Below are 18,566 nucleotides of genomic sequence, written 5' to 3'. Positions count from 1 at the left end.
ATCAGACTGCTTTTTTATTTTTAGATGAAAATTCTATGGTGAATGTACTTCCTTGAGAAACCTCTGAATATACATAAAGGTTTCCTTCATGAATTTCTACAATTCTTTTTACAATAGACAGCCCAATCCCGTTTCCCTTTTCAAAATTTTTATTGGAACCTCGGTAAAACAATTCAAATATTTTTGAGAGATCCTCCTCCGATATTCCTACCCCATGATCTACAAAACGGATTTTTATAGATGGGCTGTACGCTTCAATTTCTACACGGCAACTTTTATCTTTGGAATATTTACAGGCATTTTCCATAAGATTTGAAAAAGCCACTTGTAATAGATAAGGATTACCATGCCAATCGTAATTGCTTGCCTCTTCGTCATTACTTATATAATTGATTCCGATTTTATAATGGATGTTTTTTTTGATCAACGCCAGTTTCGCTTCTGCTAAAATTTCATCTAAACGAATATTGGCAAAACTGATCTGTGAAACGTCGTAGCTAGCCCTCGCAAAATCTAAAAGCGCTGATGAAAGTTCTGAAGCATCATTGGCATCCTGCAGAGCATTGTCAATGGAAAGTTTATAATCATCCAAGGTCACATTCAGTTCTTTTGCAAGTTCCAGTTCTGCAATGAGAGTAGAAAGTGGCGTTCGGAATTCATGGGAAATGGTCGTAACAAATTGTTTATGACTGTTAAATGACTTTTCCAGCCTGTTAAAAGTAGAGTTAAAGGTTTCCGTAAGTTCGTAAATTTCATCTTTAGCCTTCGGAACATCAAGGCGTTTGTTGAGATTATGTTCTGAAATATCACGGATTTGAAGAATGATATCTTTTAAAGGCTTCAAAGTATAATAGGAAAAAAGAAACCCGATAATGAAAATAAAAATAATCGAACTGATGTAGATGATGATGATATCTTTCTTAAACTCTGCGATATGTGCGTTTCCCGTTACATCCACTGCACTTCCGATGATATAATAATCTTCTCCTGCTGATTTGAACTTAATAGCTATATATTGACGGTCACCCTGCTGCCAGAATATTCTGTTTTTGTTGGATTTAATGATTTTATCAAGATACTTTTCATTGCTTTTCAAGGGTGGAATATCAGTAAATGTAAGGTCTTTTTTGCTGTTGTAAACGCTGATATCGGCCTCATTCAATAATTTCTGATTTCTCTGATGCAATTCACGGATCTTATCATCACTGATTCGGACATCAAAAATAAATTCAGAGCGCCAGATTACTTTATATCCTAAACGATCATTAAACTCATCTTCCCTGTTTTTCTCTGAAACAATATATAGGACATAAGCAAACATAAAGAGAATGCCTGCTGTAAGAATGGCGTAAATTAATGCTGTTCTGGTTGCTATTTTCATAACTGTGAAGCGAAAATAAATCCTACACCCGGTTTGGTGTGAATAAGTTTGGTATCAAAATTCTTGTCTATTTTTTTTCTTAGATAGGCAATGTAAACATCAATATAGTTGGTTCCGGTATCAAAATGATTGCCCCAGACATTATCAGCAATTTCTTCACGGGTAAGAATTCTTTCCGCATTATTTACAAGAAAAACCAGCAGTTTGAATTCTTTCGGGGTAAGTTCTATTTCTTCACCATTTCTGAAGACCCGATTAATTTTTTTATTAATCTTAAGATCATGATATTCCAGATCAGTAAGATAGGCTTCTCTGTTTTTGTTTGAGCTTCTTTGGAGAATGGCTTTTATTCTGACAAAAAGCTCCCTTATTTCAAATGGTTTTACCATATAATCATCAGCACCGGCATCAAACCCTTCTACCTTCTCATCAATTGTTCCCAATGCCGTAAGCATGATAATCGGTAAATCAGGATACTTCTGTTTAATGAATTTACACAAGTCTATGCCGGTCATTTTAGGAAGCATAATATCTGTAATAGCCAGATCAAAAGTTAATTTACCAAGCAGCACAATAGCATCCTCTGCATCTTCAGAAATATATACCTGATAGCCCTGGCTTTCTAATCCTCGCTTTAACAGACTTGAAACTCGTGAATTATCTTCTATTATTAAAATTCTCATAAGGAAATATTAAAGGCGGTGAAGGCTGATATTCAGCTCAGTATTTTGTTTTTAAAATATTGATTTCCAGATTGCCTCAAGCCCTTTGCAAAGGTATTTCTTATTTTCTTTTTATGATAGCAGATTAACTCTTTTAATAGTTTTCTAAAAGGTTTCTAATAGATTTCTAATAACGGTCCGGGCTTTCCCGATCTAATTTTGTCCCGTTGAAATCAACAAAAAGATTAGAACAGAAAAATATGAAGACAAGATCTTTCAGAACCGGAATTGCTTTATTTGTCCTGTGGGGAATTACGGGAAAATTAGAAGCTCAGAAAAAAAATGACTTTAATAATCCGGGATTGACTCATTATTTTAATGATGAACATTCACGTTATATCTCTCTAAGTGGTTACGCAGAATTATGGGCAAGATATACCCAGCTTAATCCTGGGAGCCTTATCAATAACGAAGCTAAATCAGCTGCCTCCGACCTTTCTCTTCGCAGGGTTCGGGTAAAAATGACGTATAAACCTACTGAAAAATTAATGTTTGTACTGCAGGGAGGAACTACCAATGTCAATGTCAACGCAAAAGGAAGTAATTACTTTGATTTATTGGATGCTTATGCAGAATATGCTTTCAGTGATAAAATAGCTTTCGGGGCGGGACGTTCTACCTGGAGGGGGCTTTCAAGGTTTACCACAGGTCCTTTGAATACACTACTATATGATTTACCGGCTTATGCAACATCTAATGCAGGGGCTACCGATTATACTGTACGTGAACTCAGTGCTTATGTTAAAGGGCAGCTGGGTAAATTTGATTATCGATTGGTTGTTGCAGATCCTTATACCATGGCTACTTCAGATCCTAAATTTAATGTGGCTACTTTCAGTAAGAATTCTCCAGGAAAAGACTTCTCAGGCTATTTCAGATACGCTTTTTTAGATAAAGAAAATATTTCAACACCTTTTAATTCAGGAACCTATATGGGGAAAAAGAATGTGTTAAGCTTAGGAGCAGGGTTTGATTATATCCATAATGCCTTATGGCACCAGGATGCGTCTAAAAATACGGTGAATGATGATATGAAGAGTTTTGCGGTAGACTTATTTTATGATGCTCCTTTAAATAAAGAGAATGGAACCTCGGTAAGTGCTTATGGAATGGCAATGCATAACGACTATGGGCCTAATTACATCCGTTATGTAGGAACGAATAATCCTGCTACTTCGGTAGATGTTACACAAGCTACTCTAAACGGTGCAGGAAATGCAATGCCGGTGATTGGAACCGGAAATACCTATTATTTACAATTAGGAGGAACCCTTCCTTATTTAGATAAACAAAAGAAAAACCTTCAGCTTCAACCTGCTGTTGGACTACAGTTGTCCGACTTAAAAGGACTTCATGATAATGCTATTGTTTATGATGCCGGAATATCATTGTTGATGAATGGAATGTCTTCGAGATTAACCTTTGATGCCCAAAATAGACCTATCTATGCTAATGATCCTTCGAATAATGCGGTTGTTTCAGATAGAAAGTGGCAGTTTGTTCTTAAATACAGAATCGATTTTAATTAAAATATATGACTATGGAAAGAAGAAAATTTTTATTCCGATCGGTACAGGCTTCGGCTTTGTTGCTTATTTCCGGAAATATGTTTGCCTCTGCTTTACCAATGTTTAATCCTATAAAAAAGAAAAAAATGTACTTCCATTATTTATTATTCTGGTTAAGAAAAGATCTTTCGGAGTCAGAGATTAAAGAATTTGAAATTTTTTTTGAAGGGCTTAAAAAACTTCCTTATCAGAAAAATCTTCGTTACGGAAAGCCGGCTGCTTCAAGTCCAAGAACTGTTTTGGATAATACTTTTACCTACAATGCTTCGATGGAGTTTGACAGCCTGGAAGAACTGGAAGCCTATGGTCAGCTTCCTGAGCATCTTGCATTGGTGCAAAAGTATAAACCATTCTTTGAGAGAATGTTGGTTCACGATACTGTATATAATTAAAAATAAAATTTAAATTTATAATGAAAAATATTATTAAAGGCCTTAGCCTTGTTGTAGCATTAAGCACCGTAGGATTTATGAATGGACAACATAAAAACCATAAAAATGTAAGTGTAACTCCGGAAGAATCTACAGAGTTTATACCTGCTGTAAGATTAATTAATAATCCGGATGGCTCATGTTCTTTTGAAAAAGGAAAGATCCCGACGCTAAAACACATGAATACAACTACTTTCTGGATGAGTAACAAGACTGAAGAATGGGAGAAAAATGCTCATCCTGCGCCAAGAAGACAATACGTAATTACCATCAAAGGTAATATCAGATTTAAAGTAACGGATGGTTCTACTTTTATGATTAAGCCAGGGGTCGTACTTCTTGCTGAAGACCTTAAAGGGACAGGACATAGCTGGGATATGGTGAAAAGTAAAGAATGGGAAAGATTATATATCCCCATTGCCGAAAATGCTGATGACTTTTTCGTACGCGACAGTCAGTAAACTTTAATACAACTCTTTTATAGAGTATATATAGATTCGTTATGTTTTAAGCAGCCAATTGGCTGCTTTTTTATTTTAAAGAAATTATTGCAAATATTCTTTAATAACGGTTCTGGCTTCCTCAATACTGTTGCTGATTCGGGCAATTATTTTTCCGTTTTCATCGATGATAAAATGGAGCGGATAGCTTGTCGCATTTACTTTCTTTTGGAAGTCTTTATTTGCATCAAAGAAATTTATCCAATTGGCATTGTTTTTCTTTAAAATACTCTTTGCAACCTCTATTCTATTGGGTTTTTGTTCGTCTGTAATCGTGATGAAATTTACATTTTGATCTTTATAATCATTATATAGTTTCACAATTTCAGGCATGCTTTTTATGCAGGGAGCACATGTAGTAGACCAATAGTCGATAAAGGTTAATTTATATTTCTTAAAGTCTTCAGAAGTCAATTTATTTTGGCTGTCAAAATAAATATCAGATATTTTTTGTCCTATGGAGGTAGACTGTTCTGCTTTTAAACGAGTTTCAACGCCTTTGTATAATTTGTTTTGTTTAAATTTTGCTGAAAATAAATTCATGTTTTTCAAGTAAGCAGGATGGTAATCTTCAAGAGTATAATCATTTACAATTTCCCATAAGGCGACATACGAGTTGGGATTTTTCCTGATATATTCTCCTAAAAACTCCTGTTTTTTGTCCATGTTTATCAAACTGTCACTTTGATTGGGGCTTTTTGATTTTATATAAAACTGTTCCAATGATTTATGTAAAGCCTTATACTCTTTGTTGGTTGGAGAATCTATGTCAAGTTCCAGATTATTAATATTTTGTGGTAAATCAATCTTATGTTTTCCTTTCTCTAGGAAAAATATCTTTGTATTGTGACTTGCTTCACCTTTCTTTCCCATATGAATAAAAGCTACAGGTTGAGGATATTCTATAAAGCCTCTGACAATATTTTTCTTTTGAATTTTAAAATAATAAATTGAATGATCTATCTTGTTCTTTTCTGCAAAATCAGAAATGTTTTTATTCGTTTGCATTTTAAATGTATAAAGATCTCCAAATCCTTTTCTCGTCTCCGGAGCTCCCAACAGCAGACTGTCATTAATGTACGGATCTGAACTGAGATCAATTTCAAAATTATTCTGAGAATAAATAAAATTTGAAATGAGAATTAATAATACATAGTGAAGTTTCTTCATAAAATATTTTGTAGTGGAACTAACTTACAAAAAACTTTGATACATAGAAAATCCCTGTGCTTTAAAAAACACAGGGATTATAAATATTTTCATTAAAAATCTTCCGGAATTTTTATCTTTCCAACTAACTAAGAGTCTATTATACTTAAATAGTCAGAGATAAAAATCTGGTAGAAATTCATTTTAAAAATTAAGAAAACTTCTTAAAAACAAGCGTTGCATTGTGCCCTCCGAATCCAAAAGCATTACTTAATGCAAAATTGATCTCTTTTTCCTTAGCTTCACCGAATACAATATTAATATCCTTCGGAATGCTCTCATCAATACTGTGAAGATTGATGGTTGGCGGAATAATACCATTCTGAATAGCTTTAATAGAAAGAATAGCTTCAACGGCACCTGCAGCACCTAATAAATGGCCTGTCATTGATTTTGTAGCACTGATGTCAAGTTTTTTATTTCCCTTGAAAGCGTTGTTTATTGCTTTTAATTCAATTAAATCTCCCAATGGAGTAGACGTAGCATGTGGGTTAATATAATCTATATCTTCCATGTTAACACCCGCTTCTTTTACTGCCAATTGCATTGCTTTGATGGCTCCCACACCTTCCGGATGAGGTGCGGTCATGTGATAAGCATCTGCAGTCATGGCTGCACCTGCTAATTCTGCATAGATTGTTGCCCCTCTTGCTACTGCATGTTCATATTCTTCAAGTACTAACGCACCTGCACCTTCACCCATTACAAAACCATCTCTGTCTGCATCATAAGGACGGCTGGCTGTTGCAAAGTCATCATTTCTGGTAGACATGGCTTTCATAATAGAGAAACCGCCTATTGAAGCCGGAGTAATGGCTGCTTCAGAACCACCACTGATGATAACCTTCGCCTTTCCGAGACGGATGTAGTTGAAAGCATCCATCAAGGCTGTATTTCCTGTTGCACAGGCAGAAACTGTTGTATAATTGATTCCCTGAAGTCCATATTTCATGGAGATCATTCCTGAAGCCATATTGGCAATGAACTTAGGGACAAAGAATGGATTAAAACGGGGTGTACCATCACCGTTTGCAAAATCCATTACTTCCTTTTCAAAAGTCCACATTCCGCCTTGTCCTGTTCCCCAGATCACTCCGGAGTCGAATGGATCCATATTCTCAAGATCTAAACCTGAATCCTGTATTGCCTCTGCTGAAGCATACATAGCGTATTGTGTAAAAAGATCACTTCTTTTGATTTCGTTGTGGGTAAGGTGTAGCTTTGGATCAAAACCTTTTACTTCACAAGCAAAGTGTACCTTAAATTTTTCTGAATCGAAATGAGTGATTAACCCGGCTCCACTAGCTCCGTTAATACTGTTGTGCCAAAATTCTTCGACATTATTTCCCAAGGGTGTCACTGCGCCCAATCCTGTAATGACAACTCTTTTCATATAGTTGATTATTTAAAACTGATTAGATTTTCATGAGGTAAAGTGTTTTTACTCATGCTTCATTTTACTGCTTTTCTTGATCATTCTGTTTTCCGTTTGCAATATTATCATTTTTCTTTCGCTACAGACGAATAAACAGGGATATTATTTATTGCATAATGAATATTTTTTCTACAAAAATAGCTGAAAACTATTTTTCTAAGATCATGGTTATGCCTTGTCCACGGGCTGCACAGATAGAAATAAAGCCTTTTCCGCTGCCCTTTTCATTCAAAAGTTTGGCTAAGGTGGCTATTATTCTTCCGCCTGTTGCTGCAAAGGGATGAGCTGCTGCAAGACTGCTGCCTTTTACATTCAATTTATTTCTGTCTATTTTTCCAAGAGCTTTTTCCAATCCGAACTGTTGAGCCAGATCATTATTTTCCCAGATTTTAATGGTTGCCAATACCTGAGCTGCAAAGGCTTCATGAATTTCATAATAATCAAAATCCTCAAGATTCACTCCTGCTTTCTTCAGCATTCTTTCGGCTGCGAAGACTGGCGCCAGAAGTAAATTTTGTTGATTTTCTACATATTCTATCCCTGCCAGTTCTGAGTAGGTAATATAAGCCAGAATAGGAAGATTATTGGCTTTTGCCCATTCTTCACTGGCTAATAAAATGGAAGAAGCACCATCTGTAAAAGGAGTTGAGTTGCCTGCTGTTAAAGTTCCGTTTTGCTTATCAAAAGCAGGCTTTAGCTGAGATAACTTTTCAATACTGGTATCACGACGCAGATTATTATCTCTATCAAGACCGAAGGCGGGAGTTATCATATCATCAAAAAATCCTTCATCATATGCTTTGGCCATATTCTGATGACTCTTAAAAGCCAGTTCATCTTGTTCTTCTCTTGAAATTTTATAATATTTTGCAGTTATTTCGGTGTGTTCTCCCATCACTAGGCCAGTTTTAGGCTCTTGACCTTTGTAAGGAATAGGCATCCAGTCCTTCAATTTTGGACTTAACAGCTGTTTAAGTTTCCTCAATGCAGATTTCTCTTTATTGGCTTTTAATAGAGCTTTTCTCAAGCGGGGCGAAGACTCAAAAGGAATGTTGCTCATGGCTTCTACACCACAGGCAATACCACTTTCTATTTGTCCAAGGGCAATTTTATTCCCGATATAAATAGCTGCTTCAATTCCTGTATCACAAGCCTGTTGAAGATCGCAGGCAGGGGTTGCAGGATCCAGAGAAGTATTCATTACGGTTTCTCTGATGAGGTTACTCTCAGAGATGTGTTTGATCACTGCACCGCCGGCCACTTCTCCAAGTAGTTTCCCTTTTAATTGATAACGGTCTATTAATCCATTTAGGGTAGCCAGTAAAAGATCCTGATTACCCTTTTCGGAATAGGCGGTATTCATTCTGGCAAAAGGGATTCTGTTGTATCCCACGATAGCCACTTTTTTTGTTTCCATATTGTACAATTTATGATGGAAGGAGGGTTAGTTCATAGTCAATCATATCTTTGACCTTATCCAGAGCTTGATTTAGAAATTTTTCATCATCCATAGTTTTTGAAAGAAGAATTCCACCTTCAATAAGCATGATAAAAAGAGAGGCGTATTCATCAGCATTTACTGAAGCTTTCAATTCACTGTTTTTCTGTCCCTGAACAATTACAGCAGCTATTTTTTCTGTCCATAATGTAAATGATTTCTGAACATAATTTTTAAGTGCAGGAAAAGAATCATCAGCTTCTGTAGCCGCATTCATCAGCGGGCATCCTCCGTTTGAAAAAACTGAACGCCAGTTTTTTCTGTAAAATGTTACAAAAGCATGGAGTTTTTCTGTTGAGGTTTGATATTGATCTCCAAGTGAATGGTTCATTACTTTGCTCAACAGTCCGGCATTGTATTTATAGACTTCTATAGCTACCTGATCTTTATTCTCAAAGTTTCCATAGATACTTCCTTTGGTGAGTCCGGTTACTTGGGTAATATCAGACAAGGATGTAGCATTATAGCCCTTAGTATTGAATAAAGTAGCTGTTTTCTCAATAATAAATTGTTTTGTCTTTTCTGCCTTTGACATTTTAAATGCTTAATTGTAATACAAATATACAAAAATATACCAAATGGTATATTTTATTTAAAAATGAAGTCTGAGAACATTAAGGAACTCAGACTTATTGTATTATAAATGACATTCTTAAGCTAAAGTGGCATTCAAAGTGATCTCAAAGTTGAAGGCTGCACTTACAGGGCATCCTTCTTCTGCGATCTTGGCATATTTCTGAAATTCTTCTTCTGAAATTCCGGGAATCTTTGCGGTAAGGGTTAATTCAGACTTTGTAATTTTTCCAATGCTTGGATCGAGGGTGATTACTGAAGTGGTCGTTAATTCTTCAGGAGCGTAACCTGCCTGGGAAAGCTCAGCGCTTAATTTCATCGTAAAACATCCGGCATGGGCAGCGGCCAGTAATTCTTCCGGATTGGTTCCCACACCATCTGCAAAACGGCTGTTAAAAGAATATTGAGTCTGATTTAAAGTTGTACTTTGCGTAGTGATATGTCCTTTTCCTTCTTTAATGGTACCGTTCCAAACGGCTGTTGCATTACGTCTCATACTGTTGGGTTTTAATTAATATTAATGAATGTTGATGTAAAAATTGTTCTGTATAAAGATACGAAAAAGCATTGCTTGAAGTATATTAAATTAAAGAAGCCGGATTTTATTCTGATATGCATACCAAAATGAAGTGAAAAAAACAGCAAATATATTTTTACATTGATATTATTTCATCAAATTTACAAATATTTGTACTGCGAACGATATTTTAACCCTTTTTCAAAAATGCCTGCATGAACGGACTAGAAAATATTCTTAGAGAAATAACTCCACTATCTCCCGAAGATAGTTTTCTGGTATTTGACAGGATTAAAGAGTCGTTTGATTTTCCCTATCATTATCACCCGGAGATTGAAATTAACTTTGTGTACAAAGGTAAAGGATATCGTAGGATGATTGGAGATCATACAGGTGAAATTGGAGATCTGGAATTAGTGTTGATTGGCCCCAACTTGCCACATTGTTGGGCAAATTATAAATGCAAATACAAAAAGACTCACGAAATTACCATACAGTTTAATCAGGACTTTTTTAATCAGGCACTGATGCAGAAAAACATCCTGAAACCTATTAATAACCTGATTAAGGATTCAATTAAAGGCATTTTATTTTCTACAGAAACGGCTGAAAAACTAAAAGATTCGTTTCTCAACCTTTCCAAGATGAATAGCTTTGAATCTTTTATAGAAATTATGAAGATTCTTAATGAATTGGCGGTTGCAGAAAATAAGATACTTTTGTCTTCCTACAGCATTGATTCTGAAACTTTTGATGATAATGATAAAATGAAGGTTATCCATGATTTTGTTCATAAGAATTTTGAGAATAAAATAACCCTGGATAATGTAGCTTCATTGGTGAATATGAGTAATGTGACATTCAACAGATTCATTAAAAAAAGAACGGGAACAACGTTTATCAATTACCTTAATGAGATCCGAATAAGTTATGCTGCCCGCTGGTTGATGGAAAAAAATCTTACCGTTTTTGAAATTGCTTTTGAAGCCGGTTTTAACAATATTGCTAATTTCAATAAAGTCTTTAAATCTATCAAAAAGACGACTCCAACCGAATTTAGAGAACAATTTAAAGGGGTAAAAAAGATTGAATAATTTCTTTTCAGATATTTCTTTTTTACTGCTTGAAAGTTTTTCATAAAATCCTTCTGTCATTCTGAATACAGACGGAAGGCCTGCGAACGTAATTCAGAAGTGGAGTGAAGAGACCCTATGTTAAAACCGATGTTCAGCTCTATTATTGTTCACTTTTCTGTTTCAAAATACGGTCAATTTCTAGATTGTATTTTTCTTATTCAAAATAAAAAAACATAAAATAATTCTCCTTTTTTTGATTGTTTTGATTTTGTTTTAATTTGTTGATAAACAGGTTGTTATTTATAGTTTGATTAATCGGCTGAAAAAATAATATCGTTTTATGATAAAATAGTATTATATCAGACTGTTCACAAAATTTAGATTTGTTAATGTGAATTAAATCTTAACAAAACTTTAAATAATTTAATACATAAACTGCAAAAGGTTGCTAAAAAAACAATAAACTTTTGGGTATTAAAATCTGAAGTAATGTCATTGATTCTCAATTAAATCTAACTAATCTAAACCTTATGAGAAAAGCAGTTATACCGGTTCTATTTGTTTTTTCCCTTTCTGCCACTGCACAGGAAAAAAAAGCGGCCGACACTACTAAGACAACCGATATTCAGGAGGTCGTAGTCACCTCTTTGGGGATTAAAAGGCAGGCCCGCGCTCTTACTTATTCCAGCCAGCAGATTGGCGGAGATGAGCTGACGGAAGTAAAAACGCCCAATTTTTTAAACTCCATCAGTGGAAAAGTTTCCAATGTACAGATCAATAGAACTAACGGTGTAGGAAGCTCGGTTAGGGTTTTAATGAGAGGAAATAAATCAGCAAGTAGCAGTCAGCCTCTATATGTAATAGATGGTATTCCCATTATTAACAGTGTTGGGAAGTCTGCTGAGGCCAGCCAATATTCTACAATGCCAGATGCGGGAGATGTTTTAAGTTCCATCAATCCAGATGATATTGAAAGCATCAACTTCTTAAAAGGAGCTTCCGCTTCCGCACTTTATGGCTCTATTGGGGGAAATGGTGTTATTCTGATTACCACTAAAAAAGGAAAAGTAGGTAAAAGCTCTATAAGTTACAATACTAGTTTTACAGTAGATCAGGCATATAGTCTTCCTAAATTACAGCATAGTTATCTGTCTTATGACCCCTCAGTCTCTGGACAAACACCTGGTCTATCCAATGAAAGCTGGGGTGCGAAAGGAGCTTCTAAGGATCATCTGAAAGATTTTTTACAAACTGGTACAACATGGGTTAATAGCCTTTCTTTCCAATCAGGTACCGAAAAATCAACGAATTATTTCTCCATAGGAAATACCACTAATAAAGGGATTGTTCCTTCTTCGTATTTCGATCAGTACAATGTCTCCTTTAGAAATTCCAGTAAATACCTGAATGATAAATTAACATTGGATGCTAATTTTATTGGTTCTATACAAAATAGTATCAACAGACAGACTCCTGGTATTTCTTTTTCACCGTTAGTGAGTTTATACTGGTTGCCAAGAGGAGTAGATTTTGATCAATATAATAATAGTAACTATTCTTTTATAGACAAAAAAAGATTATTACCTGCTCAGAATTGGTGGGCTATAGGAGCAGATGGAAAATTTAATGGTAATCCTGCAACACAAAACCCTTATTGGGTATTAAACAGAAATAAAGTTGCTGTTAATAACAAAAATACATATAGTGCTTTATCATTGGCCTATCAAATCAATCCGTGGCTATCAGCGAGAGTAAGAGGGAACTATAGCTGGAATATTACAGATAGCCAAAGAGGTGTTTCGGCCTATTCGGATCCAATTCTGATAACGAGCAATGGAGAAAATGGAAGATTTCTTCAAAACAAATACGAAAACTCTTCTACTTATGGTGATGTTTTATTAGTAGGGAGTCCAAAATTAAGCGAAGATATTTCATTAGATTTTACGGTGGGTGGAAGTATCAATACCTCAAGAAATACAGTAACTGAAATTGATAATGCTTATTTAGCGATCCCAAATTTATTTACCATCAGTAATCTGCAGTGGAATGTAGATAGAGGAGTAGGAGATGGTTTTCATAATATAAGCTACAGTACCAAAAAACAAATACAGTCGATTTTTGCAAGTGCATCCTTGGGGTATAAGAATATGTTCTTTGTGGATATGACTTTTAGAAATGACTGGGATTCCACTTTGGCTTATACAGGAACCAGTGGATATGATTATGAATCTGTGGGTGCTAACGCTGTATTATCTTCAATCTTTAAACTTCCTGAAACCATTAGCTTTTGGAAAATAAGAGGGTCCTATGCTACAGTAGGATTAGGACTGCCCGCAAATTTAACAACGGCTATGATTCCATATAATAGTGTTTATGGATACAATGTTGATGCTGGTCAAATTGTAAAACCTAAATATTCACTTGTAACAAATCCTGCTTACAAGGAATTATTTGTAAAACCAGAACTTAATAAGACTTTTGAAGCTGGAACTGAACTAAGATTGTTTAAAAACCGTTTAAGTTTTGATATCACCTATTACAATTCCAATGCTTCCAACCAGCTTTTAGCACTTAATATTGACTCTAACTTAGGAGGTTTACCATCCGGTTCCTATTATATAAATGCCGGAAAAATACAAAATACAGGTTTTGAAGCTTCTCTATCCTATAAAATATTTGATTCGGAAAAATTTGGCTGGACGGCTAATTTAAATGGTTCTGCAAACAAAAATAAAATTGTAGAATTATTCCCTTCTAGGCTTAGTGGTCTTGAAAATCAGCTTCTTGCACTTACGGGTGGTGGTGTTTATACAAAACTTAAGTTGGGCGGATCTTTCGGAGACATCTATGGGGTTAAATTTTTGAGAGATGATCAGGGGCGAATTTTAGTAGATGCTGATGGAAAACCTATGGCAGATAAACAAATTGGTTATTTAGGGAATCCTAATCCTAAATTTATGTTAGGATTTAATAACTCTTTTAATATTGGAAAACTGGGAATTTCTTTTCTGATTGATGGAAAATTTGGCGGTCAAGTCCTATCTCTTACAGAAAAAGCAAATGATATGCTTGGGGTAAGTCAGAACAGTGCTTCTGCCAGAGATGCTGGGGGAGTCTCTATTCCGAATGCGGTATATGCACCAGGAACACCAAATGCAGGCGCTGCCTATACTGGGTTAACTGATGCACAAGCTTATTATAAAGCGGTAGGAGCAAATCAGGAAGGAGCAGGAATTGATGAAGCCTATATCTATAGTGCGACCACTGTAAGGCTGCGTCAGGCATCTATAGGATATACTTTTGATATCAAATCTAGCTACCTAAGGAATGCAACGGTAAGTATAGTGGGAACAAATCTATTTTTCTTTTATAAAAAAGCACCATTTGATCCTGAACAGGTTTCAGGAAACACACCCGGTGGTGTAGGAGTAGATTCTTTTGGTATACCTATTACAAGATCTATCGGATTATCATTAAAAGCTAACTTCTAAATATATAATACAACAATGAAAATAATTAATATTAAAACTTATATACTTGGAGTAGCCGTGCTTTTTTCTGCCTCCAGTTGTATCGGAGACTTTGAAGAGTTTAATCAGCAGAAAGTTGGAGGTCCGGAAAATTTTTATGCAGATTTTACAGCCATTGTAAATCCTATGAAAGACATCCAAAGAGGTTTTCAGTCAGATTACCAATTAGCGACCAATCTCAACGCAGATATGTTTAGTGGAATGTTTAGTACAGCATCACAGTTTAATGGAGGAACGAATAATCTTACTTATTTAATGATGGATGGCTGGAACAATAGAATCATTGCAAGACAGCGTGATGTTTTTAATAATTCTATTGTCATAGATGACGCGGCAAAATACAACTATCCCGGAATAGATTTCACAGCAACTTTTGCAGTTAAAAAAATATTAAAAATTCTTACAGCGGCAAGAGTTTCAGATCGCCATGGGCCTGTAGTATATAGTAAATATGATACTCCTAATGCAAATGGGATTACAGATTTTGATTCTCAGCAGGACGCTTACAACAATTTTATTAATGACCTTACTAGCGCTATTTCTGATTTGCAAAAAGTACAAAATACTCCCGCAACTCAGAATGTAGAAGATAAAACTGTTGTGAAAAAAGCAGATTTGATTTATGGTGGAGACATCGCCAAGTGGGCAAAATTAGCCAACTCTCTTAAACTGAGATTTGCTTTGCGTATGAGCTATGCTGATCCGGCAAAATCAAAAAAATATGCAGAGGAAGTCTTTGCTTCGTCCGCAGGATTAATCTCTGATAATGCAGACAATGCATTGATAAGTGTTGGACAGCATGAATTAAGTTTTATTATCTATTCGTGGGGTGACTGTTATATAGGTGCTCCAATAATGGCTTATATGAATGGCTTTAAAGATCCCAGGCTTGCTGCGTACGCTAATCCGGCAACAGATCCGGCAACAATTGTAGGTGGTAAACCACAATATATAGGAATACGTCAAGGAATTGATTTAATTAATGGGAAACCAACCTATGGTGGTTATTCCCAACCTGCTGCAAGATCTGCTAGTGGAGATTATTTCTCTGGTACTGATGGAAAATTCAAATTATTTACTGCTGCTGAAACCTGGTTTTTAAAAGCTGAAGCAGCTTTGAGAGGGTATTCTGGGGCAGGTGATGCACAAGCTAATTATCAAGCGGGTGTCAGTCAATCTTTTGGGGAATGGGGTAAAAGTTCTGATGTAACGGCTTATTTGGCGGACGCTGTTTCTACAGAAGCTCCTTATATTGATCCTAAAAATGCTGCCAATAACATCCTTTCCGGAGATTCTCAATTAAGTACCATTACAATTGCTTGGAACAACAGCGATTCTAACGAAAAGAAACTTGAAAGAATCATCACTCAAAAATGGCTGGCTCTTTATCCGGATGGTCCTGAAGCATGGGCTGAACAAAGAAGAACAGGATATCCGGTTTTATTCAAAGTCAGAAAAAATGATAGTGGCGGATTAATCAGTACAGATCAGATGATTAGAAGAATTCCGTTCACGAATGATACAAAAAATTCCACTTTTAATTACGCACAAGCTGTTCAGCAACTAGGTGGCCCAGATAACGGAGGAACCAAGCTTTGGTGGGATAAAAAATAATCAACAGGCAAAACACACAATACAGAGACATCTCATAAAGGATAATCATTCAGGCAGGAGGTAGGCGTAGGACCTTCAAAAAATTTATAGTTTCGTTTTTAGCTGGAATGAACCTTGAGATGTTCTCTTTTTCTTTTTGAATTTTATTTTTAAATATGGGAAAAAACAACTCCGGAACCCGTCGGATTCAGCCAATTCTCTGGATATCCACATTATATTTTGCAATGGGTGTACCCTTTGTAACCATTAATGCGGTTTCAGGAATCATGTATAAAGATATGGGCGTTTCGGATTCACAGATTACTTTCTGGACAGCTCTTGTCATGTTTTCATGGACGTTAAAGCCACTCTGGAGCCCTTTTCTGGAAATCTATAAAACTAAAAAATTCTTTGTTGTTGCTACCCAGTTTGCCATAGGAATTCTGTTTGCTCTAGTTGCATTAAGTCTGCCTATGCATGACTTTTTCAAATACAGTATTGCTCTTTTTGCCGTAGTTGCATTTTGTGGAGCTACCCATGATGTAGTAGCAGACGGAACTTATATTGGTTTTCTTAGCAATAAGGAACAGGCTAAATACATTGGCTGGCAGGGCGCATTTTATAACCTTGCTAAGATTATCAGCAGTGGAGCTTTAGTGTATGTGGCCGGAGTTTTAGAAAAAACAAAAGGTGTTACCCATGCCTGGATGATTATCATGGTAATCTATGCATTATTATTCTTTGCATTAGCCATTTATCACTATCTGATTTTGCCTAAAGAAGATAAAGAGGTTCAGAAAGATGAAAAGACTGCAGGAAATGTCCGTGCAGAATTATTGGAAGTCATTACCTCTTTCTTTACCAAAAAGAAGATACTGTGGTGTATCCTGTTCATTATCCTGTACCGCTTTGCAGAAGGTTTTGCCATCAAAATTGCACCTTTATTTTTTAAAGCACCAAGAACTTCAGGAGGACTAGGATTATCAACTTCAGATATCGGGCTTATCTATGGAACATATGGTTCGGCAGCATTTATTCTGGGATCTGTTTTAGCTGGATATTTTATTTCAGCCCGCGGATTAAAAAAATCTTTAATATGGCTGTGCTGTGCATTCAATATTCCATTTGTGGTATATGCATTATTAGCTTATTATCAGCCAATTGATCTTTTACCCGTAGGAGTTGCTGTAGTGGTAGAATACTTCGGCTATGGATTCGGTTTTGTGGGGCTAATGCTTTATATGATGCAACAGATTGCTCCCGGAAAACATAAAACAGCCCATTATGCCTTTGCCACAGGAATTATGAATCTGGGAGTAATGATTCCGGGAATGTTCAGTGGGATGATTAGTGACTGGATTGGATATAAAATGTTCTTTATCTGGGTGCTGATTGCTACAATTCCTGCATTTCTTGTCACCCTGTTTGTTCCTTTCCCGTATTCAGAAAATCAGAAAGAAGAACCAATCAATTAATAAACAAATTTTAAATAAAAAAGTAAAAATACTTTATGACAGCTCAATCAGTAATGATTCCTTGGCAGGATCGCCCGGAAGATTGTAATGATATCATGTGGAGGTTTTCCGAAAACCCGATCATTAACAGATATGCAATACCTACCTCCAACAGTATATTCAACAGTGCCGTAATTCCTTTTAAAGATGGTTTTGCCGGAGTGTTCCGTTGCGACAATAAAGCCGTGCAGATGAACATTTTCGCAGGGTTCAGTAAAGATGGAATCAATTGGGATATCAACCATGATCCTATTGAAATGCAGGCCGGAAATACCGATATGATTGAATCCGATTATAAATATGATCCACGCGTTACCTTTATAGAAGACCGTTACTGGATCACATGGTGCAACGGATACAACGGACCAACCATCGGAATTGGATATACTTTTGATTTTAAAGAATTTTTCCAATGTGAAAATGCATTTCTTCCTTTCAACAGAAACGGAGTTCTTTTCCCGGAAAAAATCAATGGTAAATATGCGATGTTGAGCCGTCCTAGTGATAATGGACATACCCCATTCGGAGACATCTATATCAGCTATAGTCCTGATATGAAGTATTGGGGCGAGCACCGTTGCGTGATGAAAGTTACTCCTTTTGCAGACAGCGCATGGCAATGCACGAAGATTGGTGGCGGGCCGGTTCCTATTAAAACAGAAGAAGGATGGCTGCTTTTTTATCATGGAGTTATCAATACCTGTAACGGGTTTAGATATTCTATGGGAGCAGCTTTGCTTGACCTTGAAGATCCCTCAAAAGTATTGTACAGAACAAAACCATATTTATTGGCTCCTGCAGAGCTATATGAACTGGCAGGAGATGTTCCTAATGTCGTTTTCCCTTGTGCGGCCTTAACGGAAGGAGACAAAGTAACAGTATATTATGGCGCAGCCGATACTGTAGTGGCTATTGCCTTTGGATATATTTCAGAAATTATTGATTTTATGAAAAAGAATTCAATCTAGATAGACCCAGATTAAAAAAATATGATAAATAGTTTAATTTCTCTCCTTTTT

Annotated in this window: 15 protein-coding genes; 8 read left to right on the top strand and 7 right to left on the bottom strand. The window is 35.9% G+C overall.

The genetic code is table 11. The features are described 5' to 3' along the window. Window position 1: 1 nt before the first annotated feature. Both BLS98_RS07160 and BLS98_RS07155 read right to left on the bottom strand, forming a co-directional pair. The gene (locus BLS98_RS07160) at window positions 2-1,381 is read right to left on the bottom strand and encodes a sensor histidine kinase (RefSeq protein ID WP_089735010.1); all 1,380 of its coding nucleotides are present in this window, start codon (window positions 1,379-1,381) and stop codon (window positions 2-4) included. Beyond that, on the bottom strand, window positions 1,378-2,064 hold the full coding sequence (locus tag BLS98_RS07155) for a response regulator transcription factor (protein ID WP_089735008.1): 687 nt from the start codon (window positions 2,062-2,064) through the stop codon (window positions 1,378-1,380). The genes BLS98_RS07160 and BLS98_RS07155 overlap by 4 nt, the downstream gene beginning before the upstream one ends. Before the next feature lie 239 nt (window positions 2,065-2,303). Between BLS98_RS07155 and BLS98_RS07150 the strand changes: the two genes are divergently transcribed. Genes BLS98_RS07150 through BLS98_RS07140 form a run of 3 tightly spaced genes read left to right on the top strand, consistent with a single transcriptional unit; the run spans window position 2,304 to window position 4,563 of the window. Continuing rightward, the gene (locus BLS98_RS07150; RefSeq protein ID WP_139166085.1) at window positions 2,304-3,632 is read left to right on the top strand and encodes a hypothetical protein; all 1,329 of its coding nucleotides are present in this window, start codon (window positions 2,304-2,306) and stop codon (window positions 3,630-3,632) included. Between the two features lie 11 nt (window positions 3,633-3,643). After that, the gene (locus BLS98_RS07145; protein ID WP_167356184.1) at window positions 3,644-4,063 is read left to right on the top strand and encodes a Dabb family protein; all 420 of its coding nucleotides are present in this window, start codon (window positions 3,644-3,646) and stop codon (window positions 4,061-4,063) included. 20 nt (window positions 4,064-4,083) lie between these two features. Beyond that, window positions 4,084-4,563, top strand: a complete 480-nt coding sequence (locus BLS98_RS07140) for a cupin domain-containing protein (protein ID WP_228425473.1) — start codon at window positions 4,084-4,086, stop codon at window positions 4,561-4,563. An 84-nt stretch (window positions 4,564-4,647) separates the two neighbouring features. Here BLS98_RS07140 and BLS98_RS07135 read toward each other — a convergent pair whose 3' ends face one another. From BLS98_RS07135 to BLS98_RS07115, 5 genes are all read right to left on the bottom strand, one after another. Then, complete coding sequence (locus BLS98_RS07135; RefSeq protein WP_089735003.1) at window positions 4,648-5,772, bottom strand: TlpA family protein disulfide reductase; 1,125 nt, start codon at window positions 5,770-5,772, stop codon at window positions 4,648-4,650. Between the two features lie 190 nt (window positions 5,773-5,962). Continuing rightward, entirely contained in the window at window positions 5,963-7,204 is a 1,242-nt protein-coding gene (gene fabF / locus BLS98_RS07130; protein WP_089735001.1) for a beta-ketoacyl-ACP synthase II, read from the bottom strand. A 190-nt stretch (window positions 7,205-7,394) separates the two neighbouring features. Then, window positions 7,395-8,663, bottom strand: a complete 1,269-nt coding sequence (locus tag BLS98_RS07125; protein WP_089734999.1) for an acetyl-CoA C-acetyltransferase — start codon at window positions 8,661-8,663, stop codon at window positions 7,395-7,397. 10 nt (window positions 8,664-8,673) lie between these two features. Next, on the bottom strand, window positions 8,674-9,279 hold the full coding sequence (locus BLS98_RS07120; RefSeq protein ID WP_089734997.1) for a TetR/AcrR family transcriptional regulator: 606 nt from the start codon (window positions 9,277-9,279) through the stop codon (window positions 8,674-8,676). A 117-nt stretch (window positions 9,280-9,396) separates the two neighbouring features. Further along, entirely contained in the window at window positions 9,397-9,813 is a 417-nt protein-coding gene (locus BLS98_RS07115) for an OsmC family protein (protein ID WP_089734996.1), read from the bottom strand. A gap of 236 nt (window positions 9,814-10,049) precedes the next feature. Between BLS98_RS07115 and BLS98_RS07110 the strand changes: the two genes are divergently transcribed. The 5 genes from BLS98_RS07110 to BLS98_RS07090 all read left to right on the top strand — a co-directional run bounded on the left by BLS98_RS07110 (window position 10,050) and on the right by BLS98_RS07090 (window position 18,515). Further along, a complete protein-coding gene (locus BLS98_RS07110; protein WP_089734994.1) occupies window positions 10,050-10,928 on the top strand; it encodes an AraC family transcriptional regulator in 879 nt (292 codons plus the stop codon). Between the two features lie 512 nt (window positions 10,929-11,440). Next, on the top strand, window positions 11,441-14,401 hold the full coding sequence (locus BLS98_RS07105; RefSeq protein ID WP_089734992.1) for a SusC/RagA family TonB-linked outer membrane protein: 2,961 nt from the start codon (window positions 11,441-11,443) through the stop codon (window positions 14,399-14,401). 15 nt (window positions 14,402-14,416) lie between these two features. Then, window positions 14,417-16,054 (top strand): SusD/RagB family nutrient-binding outer membrane lipoprotein, encoded by a 1,638-nt coding sequence (locus tag BLS98_RS07100; RefSeq protein ID WP_089734990.1) that lies wholly within the window; start codon window positions 14,417-14,419, stop codon window positions 16,052-16,054. Between the two features lie 155 nt (window positions 16,055-16,209). Beyond that, window positions 16,210-17,508, top strand: coding sequence for an MFS transporter (locus BLS98_RS07095; protein WP_089734987.1), 1,299 nt, complete (start codon window positions 16,210-16,212; stop codon window positions 17,506-17,508). 35 nt (window positions 17,509-17,543) lie between these two features. Continuing rightward, window positions 17,544-18,515 carry a glycoside hydrolase family 130 protein gene (locus BLS98_RS07090; RefSeq protein ID WP_089734985.1) on the top strand — a complete coding sequence of 324 codons (972 nt, stop codon included), beginning with the start codon at window positions 17,544-17,546 and terminating at the stop codon, window positions 18,513-18,515. Window positions 18,516-18,566: the final 51 nt, after the last annotated feature.

It is taken from the genome of Chryseobacterium jejuense, assembly GCF_900100075.1.
Lineage (GTDB): Bacteria > Bacteroidota > Bacteroidia > Flavobacteriales > Weeksellaceae > Chryseobacterium > Chryseobacterium jejuense.
Note: the sequence above shows the minus strand (reverse complement) of the source record. Positions and strands in the feature narration are given on the sequence as shown.